Annotated in this window: 13 protein-coding genes and 1 pseudogene; 7 read left to right on the top strand and 7 right to left on the bottom strand. The window is 63.4% G+C overall.

Annotated features, from left to right (window positions below):
- Positions 1-40 precede the first annotated feature (40 nt).
- Complete coding sequence (locus I6E39_RS03280) at positions 41-1639, bottom strand: MBL fold metallo-hydrolase RNA specificity domain-containing protein (RefSeq protein WP_235380005.1); 1599 nt, start codon at positions 1637-1639, stop codon at positions 41-43.
- Between the two features lie 211 nt (positions 1640-1850).
- Here I6E39_RS03280 and yabP point away from each other — a divergent pair, with 211 nt between their 5' ends.
- The 7 genes and pseudogenes from yabP to I6E39_RS03250 all read left to right on the top strand — a co-directional run bounded on the left by yabP (position 1851) and on the right by I6E39_RS03250 (position 6658).
- Complete coding sequence (gene yabP, locus I6E39_RS03275) at positions 1851-2141, top strand: sporulation protein YabP (RefSeq protein ID WP_235380003.1); 291 nt, start codon at positions 1851-1853, stop codon at positions 2139-2141.
- A pseudogene (gene yabQ / locus I6E39_RS11195) lies at positions 2138-2398 on the top strand (spore cortex biosynthesis protein YabQ); the annotation flags it as partial. The gene yabP and the pseudogene yabQ, both read left to right, overlap by 4 nt.
- Before the next feature lie 232 nt (positions 2399-2630).
- On the top strand, positions 2631-2906 hold the full coding sequence (locus tag I6E39_RS03270; RefSeq protein WP_235380001.1) for an FtsB family cell division protein: 276 nt from the start codon (positions 2631-2633) through the stop codon (positions 2904-2906).
- A gap of 81 nt (positions 2907-2987) precedes the next feature.
- Positions 2988-3458 (top strand): S1 RNA-binding domain-containing protein, encoded by a 471-nt coding sequence (locus tag I6E39_RS03265; protein ID WP_235379999.1) that lies wholly within the window; start codon positions 2988-2990, stop codon positions 3456-3458.
- A gap of 204 nt (positions 3459-3662) precedes the next feature.
- Positions 3663-4823: an amidohydrolase gene (locus I6E39_RS03260; protein WP_235379997.1), complete on the top strand. Its 1161-nt coding sequence runs from the start codon at positions 3663-3665 to the stop codon at positions 4821-4823.
- Between the two features lie 132 nt (positions 4824-4955).
- The gene (gene hpf, locus I6E39_RS03255) at positions 4956-5507 is read left to right on the top strand and encodes a ribosome hibernation-promoting factor, HPF/YfiA family (RefSeq protein WP_235379995.1); all 552 of its coding nucleotides are present in this window, start codon (positions 4956-4958) and stop codon (positions 5505-5507) included.
- A gap of 158 nt (positions 5508-5665) precedes the next feature.
- The gene (locus tag I6E39_RS03250; protein ID WP_235379993.1) at positions 5666-6658 is read left to right on the top strand and encodes a biotin--[acetyl-CoA-carboxylase] ligase; all 993 of its coding nucleotides are present in this window, start codon (positions 5666-5668) and stop codon (positions 6656-6658) included.
- A 103-nt stretch (positions 6659-6761) separates the two neighbouring features.
- Here the strand turns inward: I6E39_RS03250 and ftsH are convergent, their stop codons facing one another.
- The 6 genes from ftsH to I6E39_RS03220 form a co-directional block, all read right to left on the bottom strand.
- Positions 6762-8636 (bottom strand): ATP-dependent zinc metalloprotease FtsH, encoded by a 1875-nt coding sequence (gene ftsH / locus I6E39_RS03245; protein WP_235379991.1) that lies wholly within the window; start codon positions 8634-8636, stop codon positions 6762-6764.
- Positions 8637-8714: 78 nt separating this feature from the next.
- Positions 8715-9257 carry a hypoxanthine phosphoribosyltransferase gene (gene hpt / locus I6E39_RS03240; RefSeq protein WP_235379989.1) on the bottom strand — a complete coding sequence of 181 codons (543 nt, stop codon included), beginning with the start codon at positions 9255-9257 and terminating at the stop codon, positions 8715-8717.
- Positions 9251-10681 (bottom strand): tRNA lysidine(34) synthetase TilS, encoded by a 1431-nt coding sequence (gene tilS, locus I6E39_RS03235; protein WP_235379987.1) that lies wholly within the window; start codon positions 10679-10681, stop codon positions 9251-9253. The genes hpt and tilS overlap by 7 nt, the downstream gene beginning before the upstream one ends.
- A 127-nt stretch (positions 10682-10808) precedes the next feature.
- Positions 10809-12164 carry a replicative DNA helicase gene (gene dnaB, locus I6E39_RS03230; RefSeq protein WP_235379986.1) on the bottom strand — a complete coding sequence of 452 codons (1356 nt, stop codon included), beginning with the start codon at positions 12162-12164 and terminating at the stop codon, positions 10809-10811.
- Between the two features lie 147 nt (positions 12165-12311).
- Entirely contained in the window at positions 12312-12761 is a 450-nt protein-coding gene (rplI, locus tag I6E39_RS03225) for a 50S ribosomal protein L9 (RefSeq protein WP_235379984.1), read from the bottom strand.
- 122 nt (positions 12762-12883) lie between these two features.
- Positions 12884-14866, bottom strand: a complete 1983-nt coding sequence (locus I6E39_RS03220; RefSeq protein ID WP_235379982.1) for a DHH family phosphoesterase — start codon at positions 14864-14866, stop codon at positions 12884-12886.
- Positions 14867-15015: the final 149 nt, after the last annotated feature.

The raw sequence follows: 15015 nt of genomic DNA, 5'->3' as shown, positions 1-15015 counted from the left end.
ATCTGGAAAAAACAGGCGCATTTCTGCGGTGGGAGGGACCTCAGCTGTCCCACTTGTCCATGACCTGGCGCAGTTGATCGGCCAGCCGGGCCAGATCCTTGTTGGGACGGCCACGGCTGCGGCTGATGAGCAGCTCCAGCTCCTTGGACACATCCTGCAGGCGGACATAGGCGGGGGAGGCGGCGGAAGCACCGCCGAACTTGGGCTTGGTCTCCAGCACCACGCCCTTGGCCAGCATGGTGTTGGCCGCCAGGTCGTAGACTTCCTCGTACAGGGGTGCGTGGGCGGGGATGCCCCGATCGTTCAAGGTGTCGGCAAACAGCTCGGTGACGGGGGCGTCGCCGTGGACCACGAAGACCTGCTCCGGCTTGGGGGAGAAATGCTCGGCCCAGGCGATCAGGTGGTCCCGGTCAGCGTGGGAGGAGAGACCCTTGAAATTGATGATCCGGGCACGGACGGCGATCTCCTCGCCGAAGAGCTTCACGGTCTTGGCTCCCTCCAGCAGACGGCGGCCCAGGGTGCCCTCCCCCTGGTAGCCCACAAAGACCACGGCGCACTCGGGGCGCCACAGGTTATGCTTCAGGTGGTGGCGGATGCGGCCGGCGTCGCACATGCCGGAGGCGGAAATGATGATCTTGGAGGTCCTGTCGGCGTTCAGAGCCTTGGACTCCTCCGAGGTTTGGGACAGGGTGAGCCCCGGGAAGGTGAACAGATCATCGCCTCCCTGGAGGACGGCGATGGCCTCCTCATCCAGGTAGCCCCGGAGGTCGCCGGCATAGATCTTGGTGGCCTCGGCGGCCAGGGGGCTGTCCACGCAGACGGTGAAGTTGGGCACCGTCTTGACCAGACCCTCGTTTTTGATCTCACGCAGGAAGTAAAGCAGCTCCTGGGTGCGGCCTACGGCAAAGGAGGGGATGATGATGTTGCCCCCCTTGGAGAATACGTCGTCGATGAGGGCGGCCAGAGCCTCGGTGTAGCTCTCGGGGGGCTCGTGGTTCCGGTCGCCGTAGGTGGATTCCATAACCACATAGTCGGCCTGGTCCAGGAACGCGGGGTCCCGGATGACGGGCTGGTCCACGTTGCCCAGATCGCCGGAAAAGACGATCTTTTTCGTCACGTCGCCCTCGGTGGCCCAGATCTCCAGCGCGGCGGAGCCCAGCAGATGGCCCGCGTCGTTGAACCGGACCTTGACTCCCTCGCACAGCTCGAAGGTCTCGCCGTACTCATAGGTGCGGATGAGCTGAAGAGCCGCCTCGGCGTCGGCCACGGTGTACAAGGGCTCCACCTCCTCCCGGCCGGCCCGCTTGCCCTTCTGGTTCTGCCACTGGGCGTCGCTCTCCTGGATGTGGGCGGAGTCCCGCAGCATGATGGACATGAGCTGCCCGGTGAGACGGGTGGTGATGATCTGGCCGTTAAAGCCCTCCTTGACCAGCAGGGGGATGCGGCCGGAGTGGTCGATGTGGGCATGGGTGACCAGTACATAGTCGATATAGCCGGGGGCGAAGTCCAGCGCGTTGTCATCGTGCTCATCCCGGCCCTGCTGAAGGCCGCAGTCGATGAGGATCTTGGTCCCGTTGACTTCCAGACAGTGGCAGCTGCCGGTGACCGCGTGGGCCGCGCCGAAAAAGGTCAGTTTCATCAGATATGCTCCTCCCTTGATCGAAATGGAAAAGTTGTTCTTATTGTACACCCTGCAGGGAGGAAATTCCACACCTAATTGTAAACATTGCGTAAAAGGGAGGCGGACGCCTCCTCATGGGGACCGGGGCTTTCGGTCCGCTGGCGGGAAAACATGGCATAAACGGTACCGGACGCGCCATAGGATGGAGAAACGGGAAGGGGGGAAGCATATGGCATATGAGGAGGAGCGGCTCCGTCCTGGGGCGCCCCATCAGGTGGTGCTGGAGGACCGGGAGCAGCTGACCATCTCCGGTGTGGAGGAGGTGGAGAGCTTTGATGAGAACTCCATCCTGCTGTCCACCGCCTGCGGCGGTCTGGAGGTCCAGGGGGAGGGACTGCACATCGAAAAGCTGTCTCTGGATGGCGGGGACCTGAAGGTGGACGGGACCGTCAACGCCCTGATCTATGAGCCCAGGGGCCGGGAACGGGGCGGTCTGCTCAGCCGCCTGCTGGGCGGATGACCATCGACGTGATCCAGCAGGGCAGAGCCCTGTGTCAGGCCCTGCTGCTGGGGGCGGTCCTGGGGATGCTGTACGACCTGTTCCGGATCCTCCGGGTCCGGGTGAAGGTTCCTCTGCTGGGACCGGCGCTGGACCTGCTGTTCTGGATCGTGGCCACGCTGACCCTCTTTCTCTGGTCCCAGGAGGCCTGGGGCGGCCGCATCCGGCTGTACGGAGCTGTGTTCTGCGTGGTGGGCGGAGGGGTCTATTTCTGGGGCCTCAGCCGGTTTTTCCTGTGGCTGGGCTACCGGATGGCCGACGGGGCGGCCATCCTTTTGGGGATTTTGACGGTTCCAATGCGGGTCCTTCTGGCCATTTTGAAAAAAATCAGAAAACTTGGAAAAAACACCTTTCTTTTCGGCGGGAAATGGTATAGAATAAAGCATAAAACTGGGGGCATGGAGCAAGCGTTCCGGCGGCGTGCCGCCCGGGAGAGAGGAGAGGGGTCTCATGCGGTTCAAACAGGCCGGTTTTTTGACGAAGATCGTAGTGCTGGCTTTGCTGATCTATATGACCACCTCTCTGTTGGATCTCCGGGGCCAGATCCAGGCCACCCAGAGCCAGCGGGACACTTTGGCCCAGCAGGTGGCCGACCAGCGTCTGGAAAATCAGGAGCTGGCCGACGCCATCGAGCACAGCGACGACCCTGAGATGCTGGAGCGGGTGGCCCGGGAGAAAGGCTATGTGAAACAGAACGAGGTCCTGTTTTTTGACGTGGCCAACTAAAGAGAGAGTCTTTTGCCCCGGGCGCGGTTGTGTGCGGGTCCGGGCAGAGGGAAATTTACAAGGAGGATATTTCGGTCGCTTATGGAGTTTGGTGTTGGGTCCATTTTGGACGGGAAGGTTACGGGAATCACAAAATTTGGCGCTTTTGTGGCGCTGCCGGACGGCAGGTCTGGACTGGTCCATATTTCGGAGATCGCTTATTCCTATGTGAATGAGGTTTCCGACCATCTGCACGAGGGGCAGGAGGTCAAGGTGAAGGTCATCGGTATCGACCAGGCCAACCGGATCAACCTGTCCATCAAGCAGGTCGCTCCGCCCCCCCAGCGCACCCCGCGGCCGGCGGCCGGCGGCGGCCAGCGTCCCGGCGGCGGCCGTCCCCACCAGAGCGGTCCCCGGCCCATGGGCTATGTCCGTCAGGCTCCCAAGGAACCCACCGACTTCGAGGACCGGTTGAAGCAGTTTATGCAGTCCTCGGACAGCAAGCTGTCTGAGCTGCGCTATATTGAAAAGAAGGGCGGGAACCGCCGCAGCGGCGGCGGCGGACGCCGGTAAACAAGACAGAAGGGCTGCCGATTTGTTTCGGCAGCCCCTTTTTGCGGCAAAAAAAGACGCCCCTGAGGGCGTCCAGCGTGCGGAGGATCCGCACATAGATCATATTGGATAAGCTGCCAGAATAATATACCATATTTTGACAGGGATGGCAATGAGAACCTTTGTCGAACTCTGGCCAGCGCCCGTGATTTGGAGGAAAATGCTATGCTGATCGTCAACGGGACCGTCCATACCATGGAGGGTCTGACCATTCCCAACGGCTATGTGGCCGTGTCCGGGGGCAAGATCGCCGGGACGGGTCCCATGGAGGAGTGCCCGGAACACTGGGAGGGGGAGCGGGTGGACGCCCGGGAGGGGCACATTCTCCCCGGCTTTGTGGACGCCCACAGCCACCTGGGCATGTTCGGGGATGCTTTGGGCTTTGAGGGGGACGACGGCAACGAGGCCACCGACCCCTGCACCCCCCACCTGCGGGCCATCGACGCCATCAACCCCCTGGACCGCTGTTTTCAGGAGGCCCGGGCCGCCGGCGTCACCACCGTCCTTACCGGCCCCGGCTCCGCCAACCCCATCAGCGGCCAGTTTGCCGCCATCAAGACCAACGGCCGCTGGGTGGATGCCATGGTGGTGAAGGCACCCGTTGCCATGAAGCTGGCTCTGGGGGAAAATCCCAAGTGCGTCTACAACGAGCGCCATGAGACCCCGGTGACTCGGATGGCCACCGCCGCCATCATCCGGGAGAATCTGGCCAAGGCGCTGGAATACGCTGGGAAGCTGGACCGGGCGGCGGAGGACGAGGATGAGGAGAAGCCCGACTACGACGCCAAGCTGGAGGCGCTGCTCCCCGTGGTCCGGGGAGAGCTGCCCGTCCACATCCACGCCCACCGGGCCGACGACATCGCCACCGGCATCCGCATCGCCAAGGAATTCGGTCTGAAGTGCGTCATCGTCCACGGCACCGAGGCCCATTTGATCCCCGAGCTGCTGGAGCAGGAGGGGGTCCCTGTCATCACCGGCCCCTGCCTGGGGGACCGGTCCAAGCCGGAACTGGCCAACATGACCATTGAGTCCCCGGCGGTGCTGACCATGCGGGGGGTCAAGGTGGCCATCTGTACCGACCACCCGGAGGTCCCCGTCCAGCACCTGCCCCTGTGCGCCGCCATGGCGGTGAAGGGGGGCATGAACCCGGAGGCCGCCCTGGCCGCCATCACCATCAACGCCGCCGAGATCGCCGGTATCTCCGACCGGGTGGGCTCCCTGGCTCCCGGAAAGGACGCCGACATCGTCATCACCAGCGGCCACCCCATCAACCTGCTCAGCCGGGTGGAGGCGGTGTACATCGGGGGCGTGCGGGTCCACGGATGACGCACAAAGGAGAGTTTAGAAAAAATTCACAAAAACCTATGGCTTTTTTCTGTGGATATGGTATAATAAGATAAAGGCGGGGGAACCCTCCCCTCCCTATACCAGCCCTTCGGGGCGAAAGGAGCGGATAGTATGAAATTCGTGTTTACGGACAAAAAGGTGGACCTGCCCAATGCCATCCATGCTTACGCAGAGAAAAAGGTAGGAAAACTGGACCGTTTCTTTAAGGAGGACGCCACCGCCGCAATCACCTTCAGTGTGGAAAAAGAGCGGCTGAACAAGGTGGAGATCACCATCCGGTCCAGCGGCACCATCTTCCGGGTGTCCGAGAGCACCTCTGATATGCACGCCTCCATCGACGCCGCCGTCACCACTTTGGAGCGGCAGATCCGGAAGAACAAGACCCGTCTGGAGAAGCGGCTGCGTCAGGGCGCTTTTGAGCGGGCCTTGGATGCGGCAGAGGTCTCTTCCTTCGCTCCTGACGAGCCGGAAGAGGGCGAGTACAGCATCGTCCGCAGCAAGACCTTCCCCATCAAGCCCATGACCCGGGACGAGGCTATCCTGCAGATGAATCTGCTGGGCCACAGCTTCTTCGCCTTCAAGGATGAAGAGGCCGACGGCGCCTTTGCCGTGGTCTACCGCCGCTACGACGGGGATTACGGTCTGATCGAGGACGAGCAGTAAATATTGAATTTATTACGGGGAGCGGCGCAGGCCGCTCCCCGGTTTTTTCGGGATCGAAAAAGAGAAATATTGTCAACCGGGCCGCTCTCCGGTTGACGTTTTTTTATTTCCCTACTATAATGAGGACAAACCATTGAGAATTAGGGGAGGAACCGGACATGAGCCGTGAAAAAGTTTTGTCCCTTCTGCTGGAGCGCCCGTCGGAGTACCTGTCGGGGGAGGCGATGAGCCGCGCTCTGGGCATCAGCCGGGCAGGCGTGTGGAAGGCCATCGAGGCCCTGCGTCAGGAGGGGTATGAGATCTCCTCCGCCCCCAACCGGGGCTACCGGCTGGAGTCCGCCCCCGACCGGGTGCGGGAGGGGGAGCTGGCCGGACCGCTGGCGGGCTGTCTGGTGGGTGGGACCCTGGCCTGCCTGGATACCATCGACTCCACCAATACCGAGTGCAAGCGCCGGGCCATGGCGGGAGCGCCTGAGGGTCTGGTGGTGCTGGCCGAAGAGCAGACCGGGGGCCGGGGGCGGCTGGGCCGTTCCTTCCAGTCCCCCAAGGGCTGCGGCTTGTACTTGTCCGCCCTGCTGCGGCCCCGGCTGGAGCCGGCGGCGGTGACTGACTTCACTGCCTGGGTGGCGGTGGCGGTGTGCGACGGCATTGAGGCCGCCTGCGGCGTCCGGCCCCGGATCAAGTGGACCAACGACATTGTGATGAACGGGAAAAAGCTGTGCGGCATCCTGACCGAGCTGGGGCTGGAGAGCGAGAGCAACGCCTTGGAGTACCTGGTCCCGGGTATCGGCATCAATGTCAACCACCGGCCCGAGGACTTTTCCGAGGAGGTGCGGCCCATCGCCACCTCTCTGGCCCAGGAACTGGGGCATCCCGTGCGCCGCTCTCTGCTGGCGGCGGAGGTCATCCGGGCGCTGGACCGGATGTATGCCCGGTTCCCGGATAACAAGCAGGAGTATCTGGACAAATACCGCTCCGACTGTATGACCCCGGGGAACCAGGTCCAGCTCATTACCCCCGCCTCCCGGCAGGAGGCCTATGCCCTGGCCATCGACGACGACTTCCGTCTGGTGGTGGAGCTGGCCGACGGGACCAGAAAAGCCCTGTCCGCCGGGGAGGTGTCCGTCCGGGGGATGTACGGGTATGTGTGAAAATTCGAAAGCGGAAATTTGAGGCTGCCGCCCTCTGAGGCCAGCCCGCGGCTAAAAGAACGCCGCCCTGACCGAACGGTCAGGGCGGCGGTGCGTTTTTGATTTAAGCTTCTCCATAGGCGGCAAATTCCTCCGCACCGGGGTCGTCAAATACCTTTGCGAAGGTCTCGGCGTCCATCGTCTCGTGATCCAGCAGGTAGCGTGCGGTGAGCTCCAGTTCCCTCCGGCAGCCGTTGAGGATATCCTCGCAGCGGCGGTAGGCCTTGTCCACGATGGCCTTGACCTCCTGGTCGATCTGGCCGGCCACCTCCTCGGAGTAAGAGCGCGCCTGGGCCATGGTACGGCCGATGAAGACCTCGTCGCTCTCGTTGCCGTAGGCGATGGTGCCAAGCTTGTCGCTCATACCGTACTTGGTGACCATGGAGCGGGCGATCTGAGAGGCCTTCTGAATGTCGCTGGAGGCGCCGGTGGAGATGTCCCCCAGCACCACCTGCTCGGCCACACGGCCGCCCAGACAGACGGCGATACGCTCCTCCAGCTCCTTCCGGGACAGGTAGGCCTTGTCCTCGCTGGGCAGGGAGATGGTCATGCCGCCGGCGGGACCACGGGGGACGATGGTGATCTGATGGACCGGGTCCTGGCTGTCCAGCTGGTGGATGACAATGGCGTGGCCCGCCTCGTGGTAGGCGGTGAGCCGCCGGGCGTGCTCGGTCACCACCCGACTCTTTTTCTCGGGGCCGGCAATGACCTTCAGCATGGCCTCGTGGAGGTCGGACATGGTGATGAACCGCTTGTCCTCCCGGGCGGCCAGCAGAGCGGCCTCGTTGAGCAGGTTTTCCAGGTCGGCGCCGGTAAAGCCGGCGGTGGCCCGGGCCACCTCACTGAGAGACACGTCCTCCGCCAGCGGCTTCTTTTTGGCGTGGACCTTCAAAATGGCTTCCCGGCCCTTGATGTCGGGCAGGCCCACATAGATTTGACGGTCGAAGCGGCCGGGCCGCAGCAGGGCGGGGTCCAGAATGTCCTGCCGGTTGGTGGCGGCCAGGACGATGACCCCCTCGTTGGAGCCGAAGCCGTCCATCTCCACCAGCAGCTGGTTGAGGGTCTGTTCCCGTTCATCGTGGCCTCCGCCCAGACCGGCGCCGCGCTGGCGGCCCACAGCGTCGATCTCGTCGATGAACACAATGGCGGGGGCGTCCTTCTTGGCCTGGTCAAACAGGTCGCGGACCCGGCTGGCGCCCACGCCCACATACAGCTCCACAAAGTCGGAGCCGGAGATGGACAGAAAGTGGACTCCGGCCTCGCCGGCCACCGCCTTGGCGATCAGAGTCTTGCCGGTGCCCGGAGGGCCCACCAGCAGGACGCCCTTGGGGATCCGGGCACCCAGAGCGGTGAACTTCTGGGGGTCCCGGAGGAACTCCACGATCTCCTGGAGCTCGGCCTTCTCCTCCTCGGCGCCGGCAACGTCCTCAAAGGTGACCTTCTTTCCCTGGTCGGCCAGGGTCCGGGTCCGGGCATGGCCGAACCGGGCGGCCCCCGGGGCACCGCCTCCGTTCATGCTGGCCATGCGCTGGCGGTAGAGGATGAACAGGAAAACGCCCACCGCCAGCAGGAGCAGGAACTGGGGCAGCATGTTGTACCACCAGGAGCTCTCCAGACCGGGAATGTAGTCATAGCCCTCCAGCGTGCCGGAGGCCAGCTGCTGGTCGATCTCATCCCGGAGGTCGAAATAAAACAGGTAGGGGTCGGCCAGCTGGTAGGTGAGGGTAGAGGTCTGGTCCCCCTGTTCCCGAAGGGTGAGGGTCAGGGTGTTGTCCTCCAGGGTAAAATATTTTACCCGTGACTGGCTGAAATAGATGCGGATCTGGCTGTAATCGGGAGCGTCCTCCTGATCCATGCGCTGGAGGGTGCTGACGGTGAAAAACATCATCAGTACCACCAGCAGGTATAGCATCAGGTCCCGGGGCGTGATTCGTCTCATGGGCAAAAATCCTTTCCGGCGGCAGAAGAGGGACACAGCGGGGTCCGCCAACCCGGTTTTGAAGTGGAGGCAGCGCGGTCAGCCGCCGTAGACCTCGGGCTTGAGGATGCCGATATAGGGCAGGTTGCGGTATTTCTCCGCGTAATCCAGTCCGTAGCCCACCACAAAGGCGTCGGGAATGGTAAAGCCGGAGTAATGGACCTTCACCGGCTTCACCCGGCGCTCCGGCTTGTCCAGCAGGGTACACAGGCGGATGGAGGCGGGGTGCCGGTTTTCCAGGATCTTCAGCAGATAGCTCAGCGTGTTGCCGCTGTCCAGAATGTCCTCCACCACAATGATGTGGCGGCCGGAAATGTCCTCGGAGAGGTCCTTGGTGATTTGGACCTGTCCGCTGGAGGTGGTGCCCTTGCCGTAGGAGGACACAGCCATGAAGTCCAGGGTGCAGGGCAGCCGGATGGCCCGGCACAGGTCGGCCATAAAGATAAAGGAGCCACGCAGGACGCTGATGAGCATGATCTCCTTGCCGGCGTAATCCTGCTCGATCTGCCGGGCGATCTCGGCCACCCGGGCCTTCAGCTGCGCTTCGCTGAACAAAGTCTCCTGAATGTCGTTTTCTAACATGGGGACGCTTCCTTTCCAGATAAAATGTCGCGGTCCGCCGAGGGCAGAATGGTGATGTGCCAAGCGTCGGCGTCCATTTGGGGCAGAAAATCCTCCGCGGGACCCAGCCCTGCCGCGGCGGCGATCCGGTCCCGGAAGACCAGAATGGGCAGGGAGTCCCGGAGGCGGGCGGGAATCTTTTCGTCCACGCACCATTTTTTAAGGGTTTTTGTGGGCCGACCCGGCAGCTTCAGCCGGTCGCCGGTCTGCCGGGACCGGAGGGCAAGGGCGGGCAGCTGTTCCCGGTCCAGCCAGAAGTCATAGGGCCCCTGGGGCTGGCCGCCGTAGGAGGCGGCCTCAGCACGGATCTGCCAGTCGCCTGACCGGAGTTCCCCGGGCAGGGGAAGGAGAACTTCCTTCAGGGTCGGGGGGGAGGATTGGCGGGTCAGCACCAGATTGCCGTACTCCCGTCGGGCGGTGAGCCCGTAGGGCAGGTCCATCCGGGCGGAGGGATCGCTCCCCCGGCACAGCCGGAGCACGCCCTCCAGATGGGCAATGCCGCAGTCCTGGTCCCCCCCGTTGAGCCGGCCGATGAGCTGCCGCACCGCCCGGGAAGCCAGAGGGGCGGGGGCCGTCCCCAGGAGGGAGGCGGAGATGGACAGGCCGCCGTCCAGCGGGAGAGCCTGGTCGGACAGCGCCCGGGCCTGGCCGGACAGATAGTCCTCGTCCGCGCGCAGCAGGGCTGCGGTGCGGGCCAGCCGGGCGGCAAAGCCGGGGCAGACACCCTCCAGAACCGGTACCGCCTGGTGGCGGATGCGGTTGCGGGCAAAGGCGTCGTCGGAATTGGTGTGGTCCTCCGCGTGGGGCAGACCATAGTAGGTGAGGTAGGCCTCAATCTCGCCGCGGGAGGTGGTGAGCAGAGGGCGGATCAAATCGCCCCGGACCGGCTGAATGCCTGTCAGCCCCCGCAGTCCGGAGCCCCGCGCCAGGTGGAACAAAATGGTCTCCACATTGTCGTCGGCGGTGTGGGCGGTGGCGATCACATCGGCGCCGGCCTCCCGGGCCGCCTGACGGAGAAAGGCGTACCGCATGTCCCGGGCGGTCTCCTCCAGCCCGGTTCCCCGGCGCTCCGCTTCACCCTTCACGTCGCCGGAGCCGGTAAACAGGGGGACGGCGGGGAGCAGGGTCCCGTCTCCCAGCCGCTCCGCACCGCAGCACAGCTCCACGAATTGGGCCACAAAGGCGGCGTCCCGGCGGGAGGCATCCCCCCGAAGCTGGTGGTCATAGTGGGCGGCGGCCAGCGAGAAGCCCAGCCGGGACCGCAGATGATACAGGGCGTGGAGTAGGCAGATGGAATCGGCCCCGCCGGACACGGCGCACAGCACGGTGCGCCCACGGGGAAGCAGCTCCAGGTCCCGAATCAGTTGTTCCATGGATTCCAGCATGGCGCGTCCCTTTCCTGAGTGAGAAGCTTGGGGGATTAAAGTCCGGCCGCACGGAAGAATTCTGCATCCTCCCGCGTTAGGCAGAGCACCGCCGCTTCTGACTCATCGTTCCTGACTCCTGCCTGGATCAGTATTCCGAATGCTGCCACTCAATGTCGCTGAAGGTGGTGAACTCGGGCAGCCACTGCAGCTCCACGGTGCGGGTCTCGCCGTGGCGGTTTTTGGCCACGATGCACTCGGCCAGATTGGGGTTTTCGGTGTCCTTGTTGTAATAGCCCTCCCGGTAGAGGAAAAGGACGATGTCGGCGTCCTGCTCGATGGCGCCCGACTCACGCAGGTCGGACAGCATGGGCCGCTTGTCCTGGCGGGACTCGTTGGCGCGGGACAGCTGGGACAGGCACAGCACCGGCACGTTCAGCTCCTTGGCCATAATCTTCAGGGAGCGGGAGATGTCGGAGACGATCTGCTGCCGGTTGTCCCCGGAGCGGGTCTTTCCGCCGGCAGACTGCATCAGCTGGAGGTAGTCGATGACCACCAGACCCAGATTTTCCACCCGGCGGCACTTGGCGTTGATGTCGGCCACGGTGACGGAGGAGTCATCGTCGATAAGGATCTTGGACTTGTTCAGAGAGTCGGCGGCCACCGCCACCTTCTCCCAGTCCTCCTCGGTCAGCTTGCCGGTGACCAGTTTTTTGTTGTCCACAAAGCACTCCCCGGAGATGAGACGGAGGGCCAACTGCTCCCGGCTCATTTCCAGAGAGAAGAAGGCCACGTTCTTCCCCGACTTTTTGCCGGCCTCCAGCAGGATATTTAGCGCCATGGAGGTCTTGCCCATGCCGGGTCGGGCGGCCAGCAGGATCAGATCGGATCGGTTCAGACCGGAGATAGCCCGGTCCAGGTCCCGCAGGCCGGTGGACAGGCCGGGAATGGCGTTGTCGCTGGCGGCCAGCTCACTGAGCCGGTCATACACGTCGATGAGCACGTCGGAGATGGGGGTCAGCCCCCGGGCGGCGCGGCCCTGGCGGATGGCATAGATGCGCTGCTCCGCCGCCTCCAGAATGTCCTGGCCGGTGTCGGTGCCCCGCTGGATCATGGCGGTCAGGTCTCCGGCAGTCTCAGCCACTCGGCGCAGAAGGGTCTTGTCCTTGAGAATGTCGATGTATTCCTTGACATTGGCGGCGGTGGGGGTGGTATCCATGAGCTGGAGCATGTACCCGTGGGACAGGTTCTCGTCATAGTACCCGTTCTGCTTCATGTTCTCCAGCACCGTCACCGGGTCGATGGTGAGGGAGTAGTTGAACATGGAGTAGATGGTCTCATAGATCTCCCGGTTCTGCCGGAGATAGAAGTCGTCGGGCCGGAGCTTGTCGATGACCTCGGGGACGCAGCGGGGGTCAATGAGCATGGAGCCCAGCACCGCCTGCTCCGCTTCCACGCTGTGGGGAAGCTGCTTCAATAACAGTTCTTCATCTTCCACTGACATAGGTACACCCCCTTCTCTGAGTTGAAAATTAGGAATCAGGAGTTAGGAGTTGTGCAGTCCGGCGATGCCGGACTGTTTCAAGGTATTCCGCCATAGGCGGAATACCACCGCTCCTAACTCCTGCCGCAGGAAGCATAAGCGGGACGCTTATGCTTCCTCAGTGACCATCACGCTGACAGTGCCTACCACTTCATAGCCCAGCTTGGCCTTGATCTGGTAGCCGCCGCAGGCCTTGATGGGCTCGTCCAGCACCAGCTTGGTCTTGGCGATGTTGATGCCGTGCTGGGCGGCCAGAGCCTCGGAAACCTCCTTGGCGGTGACGGCGCCGAAGAGGCGGCCACCCTCGCCGGCCTTGGCGGCGATCTTAGTGGTCAGCCCCTCCAGCTTTTTGGCGGTAGCCTGGGCCTCGGCCTTCTCGGCGGCCTCCTGGGCCTTCCGGGCCTTCTCCTGCTGCTTCATGGTGTTCACATTCTCGGCGGTGGCGGGGACGGCCAGCTTCTTGGGGAGAAGGAAGTTGCGGGCGTAACCGTCGGACACGTCCACCAGCTGGCCCTTCTTGCCCTGGCCCTTCACGTCCTGCTGTAAAATCACTTTCATAATTGATTCAATCCTTTCTTTTGCCCTGTTCCGTAGACCGGGTAGGGCGGGGGCTTACCCCCGCCGTTTGGGCGGTTCATATTTGGCGGCGGGGGCAAGCCCCCACCCTGCTGACAATTCCTTTAAGTCTCCAGATACCGGTCAATGGCCCGGGCCAGCTCCAGGGTGACCTCCTCCAGACTCTTGCCGGAGACCTGGCCGCCGGCGGCGGCGGCGTTGCCCCCGCCTCCCAGCTGCTCCAGGATGACCTGGACATTGGTGTCCCCCATGGACCGGGCGGAGATGTTTACCCGCTCCCCGTCCGAGGCAAGCACGAAGGAGGTGTCGATGCCGATGATGTTCAGCAGCTCATCCGCCGCCTGGGCGGCGATGACCCGGTTCACCGGCTTGTCCGTGGCCGCGATGGCGATGTGGTCCCGGTACAGCTTGGCGTTCTGGATGATGGCGTACTTGGTGATGGTGCCGGCCAGATCGTTCTGGTAGAGCTTTTTCACCTCGGCGGTGTCGGCGCCGGAGCGGCGCAGGAACGCCGCCGCCTCAAAGGTCCGGCCCCCGGTCCGCATGGTGAAGTTCTTGGTGTCCAGCACGATGCCGGCCAGCAGGGCCTCGGCCTCGGCCCGCAGCAGCTGGTTGGGCTCCACGATGTACTGAAGCAGCTCGGTGACCAGCTCGGAGGCGGAGGAGGCATAGGGCTCGTGGTAGTTGAGGGCCGCGCCCTCGATGTAGGTGGCAGCCCGGCGGTGGTGGTCGATGACCGCTACCCGGTTGCAGGACTGGAGCAGCTCCTCCGCCTGGACCTGCTCGGGCCGGTTGGTGTCCACCACCACGGCCAGGGAGCGGGAGTCGGCGATAAGCAGGGACTCCTGTGCGGTGAGGAAGCAGTCCTGGTACTCAGGCAGCTGGGACAGCCGGTCCACCAGCTCCTGGGCGGGGGAGGGATTGGCGTCTTTGATGATATGGACGGGGACCCCGTTTTTCCGGCACAGGGCGCACACGCCGGCGGCGGCGCCCACAGAATCGTTGTCCGGGGCCTTGTGGCCCATAATGAATACCTGGGAGGAGTCGGAGACCAGGGAGGACAGGGCGTTGGCCATGACCCGGCTTTTGACCTTGGTGCGCTTTTCCGTCTCCTTGGAGCGGCCGCCGTAGAACTCGAAGGTGAACTTGTTCCGGACCACCGCTTGGTCGCCGCCCCGGGACAGGGCCATGTCGATGGACAGGTTGGCGAACTGGAGCAGCTCCTGGAAGGACTCGCCGTCCTTGCCCACGCCGATGGAGAGGGAGGCGGTGATGCCGCTGGGGTTCTTGACCTGGTGGACCGTGTCCAGAATGTCGAATTTCTTCTCAGTGAACTGGGTCAGGTACTGCTCTTCAAAAACAAAGAGGTACCGCTCACGCTGGTAGCGGCGCAGCAGGCCGCCGGTGTGGGCCACCCAGGCGTCCAGCCGGGAGTCGATCTCGGACATCATGGCGGAGCGCTCGTTCTCCGTCAGGTTTTTCATCAGCTCGTCGTAGTTGTCCAGCAGCAGCACCGCGGCCACCGGGCGGGTGGCCTGGAACTGGTCCCGGATGGCGCAGAACTCGGTGACGTCCACCCAATAGGTGGTGGCCAGGAAGCCGCCGCTCCGTCCGCCGGTGCGGACCAGATGGCCAAAGACCAGGAACCGCCGCCCGCTGTAGGTCACCTCGGTGGGGCACTCGCTCTTGCCCTCCATGAGCCACCGGGTGTCGAAGCCGGGGATCAGGGCGGACAGCTTGGCGTCGAAGAGGTGCTCCCGTTCGCCGGTGAGCTGGAGAAAGCGGTCGTTGGTCCAGATGATGTCGTCGCTCTCCGGCCGGAAGATGATCATGGGCAGGGGCGAGTTGGTCATGGTGTCCTTGGTGGCGGTGTCCACCGTGCCGGTGACGCTCTCCAGATATTTGGAGATCTCCCGGCGGCGGCGGCGGTTGTTTTCCCGGTTGTAGAGACCGAGACAGGCCACCGCCACCAGTTCGGCGCCCGCCAGAGGCAGGGAGAAGAAGGCGGAGGCCAGGGCGAATACGATCAGGCAGACGAAGTAGAGCTGGAAGCTGGGCTGCAGCAGCTGTGCGATCTTCCGGTTCAACGAAAACGTCTCCTTTCCATCAAAGAATGGGGGAAAGCGGCGGCCGGACGGACCGCCGGGGAAAGAATTGGAAAAATCCAATCAAATACATGTTATTATAGCAGATTACCGGGGGGAAAACAAGAGGAAAGGGGCGGGCTTTGCCCGGG

This window comes from Pseudoflavonifractor phocaeensis, assembly GCF_021531375.1.
Lineage (GTDB): Bacteria > Bacillota > Clostridia > Oscillospirales > Oscillospiraceae > Lawsonibacter > Lawsonibacter phocaeensis_B.
The sequence above is the reverse complement of the archived record's forward strand: the minus strand, read 5'-3'. Positions and strand labels throughout refer to the sequence as shown.

What these genes read in the sequence shown, in the direction of transcription:
- I6E39_RS03280 (WP_235380005.1), bottom strand. Translation starts at nt 1,639, where the DNA reads ATGAAACTGACCTTTTTCGGCGCGGCCCACGCGGTCACCGGCAGCTGC.
- yabP (WP_235380003.1), top strand. Translation starts at nt 1,851, where the DNA reads ATGGCATATGAGGAGGAGCGGCTCCGTCCTGGGGCGCCCCATCAGGTG.
- I6E39_RS03270 (WP_235380001.1), top strand. Translation starts at nt 2,631, where the DNA reads ATGCGGTTCAAACAGGCCGGTTTTTTGACGAAGATCGTAGTGCTGGCT.
- I6E39_RS03265 (WP_235379999.1), top strand. Translation starts at nt 2,988, where the DNA reads ATGGAGTTTGGTGTTGGGTCCATTTTGGACGGGAAGGTTACGGGAATC.
- I6E39_RS03260 (WP_235379997.1), top strand. Translation starts at nt 3,663, where the DNA reads ATGCTGATCGTCAACGGGACCGTCCATACCATGGAGGGTCTGACCATT.
- hpf (WP_235379995.1), top strand. Translation starts at nt 4,956, where the DNA reads ATGAAATTCGTGTTTACGGACAAAAAGGTGGACCTGCCCAATGCCATC.
- I6E39_RS03250 (WP_235379993.1), top strand. Translation starts at nt 5,666, where the DNA reads ATGAGCCGTGAAAAAGTTTTGTCCCTTCTGCTGGAGCGCCCGTCGGAG.
- ftsH (WP_235379991.1), bottom strand. Translation starts at nt 8,636, where the DNA reads ATGAGACGAATCACGCCCCGGGACCTGATGCTATACCTGCTGGTGGTA.
- hpt (WP_235379989.1), bottom strand. Translation starts at nt 9,257, where the DNA reads ATGTTAGAAAACGACATTCAGGAGACTTTGTTCAGCGAAGCGCAGCTG.
- tilS (WP_235379987.1), bottom strand. Translation starts at nt 10,681, where the DNA reads ATGCTGGAATCCATGGAACAACTGATTCGGGACCTGGAGCTGCTTCCC.
- dnaB (WP_235379986.1), bottom strand. Translation starts at nt 12,164, where the DNA reads ATGTCAGTGGAAGATGAAGAACTGTTATTGAAGCAGCTTCCCCACAGC.
- rplI (WP_235379984.1), bottom strand. Translation starts at nt 12,761, where the DNA reads ATGAAAGTGATTTTACAGCAGGACGTGAAGGGCCAGGGCAAGAAGGGC.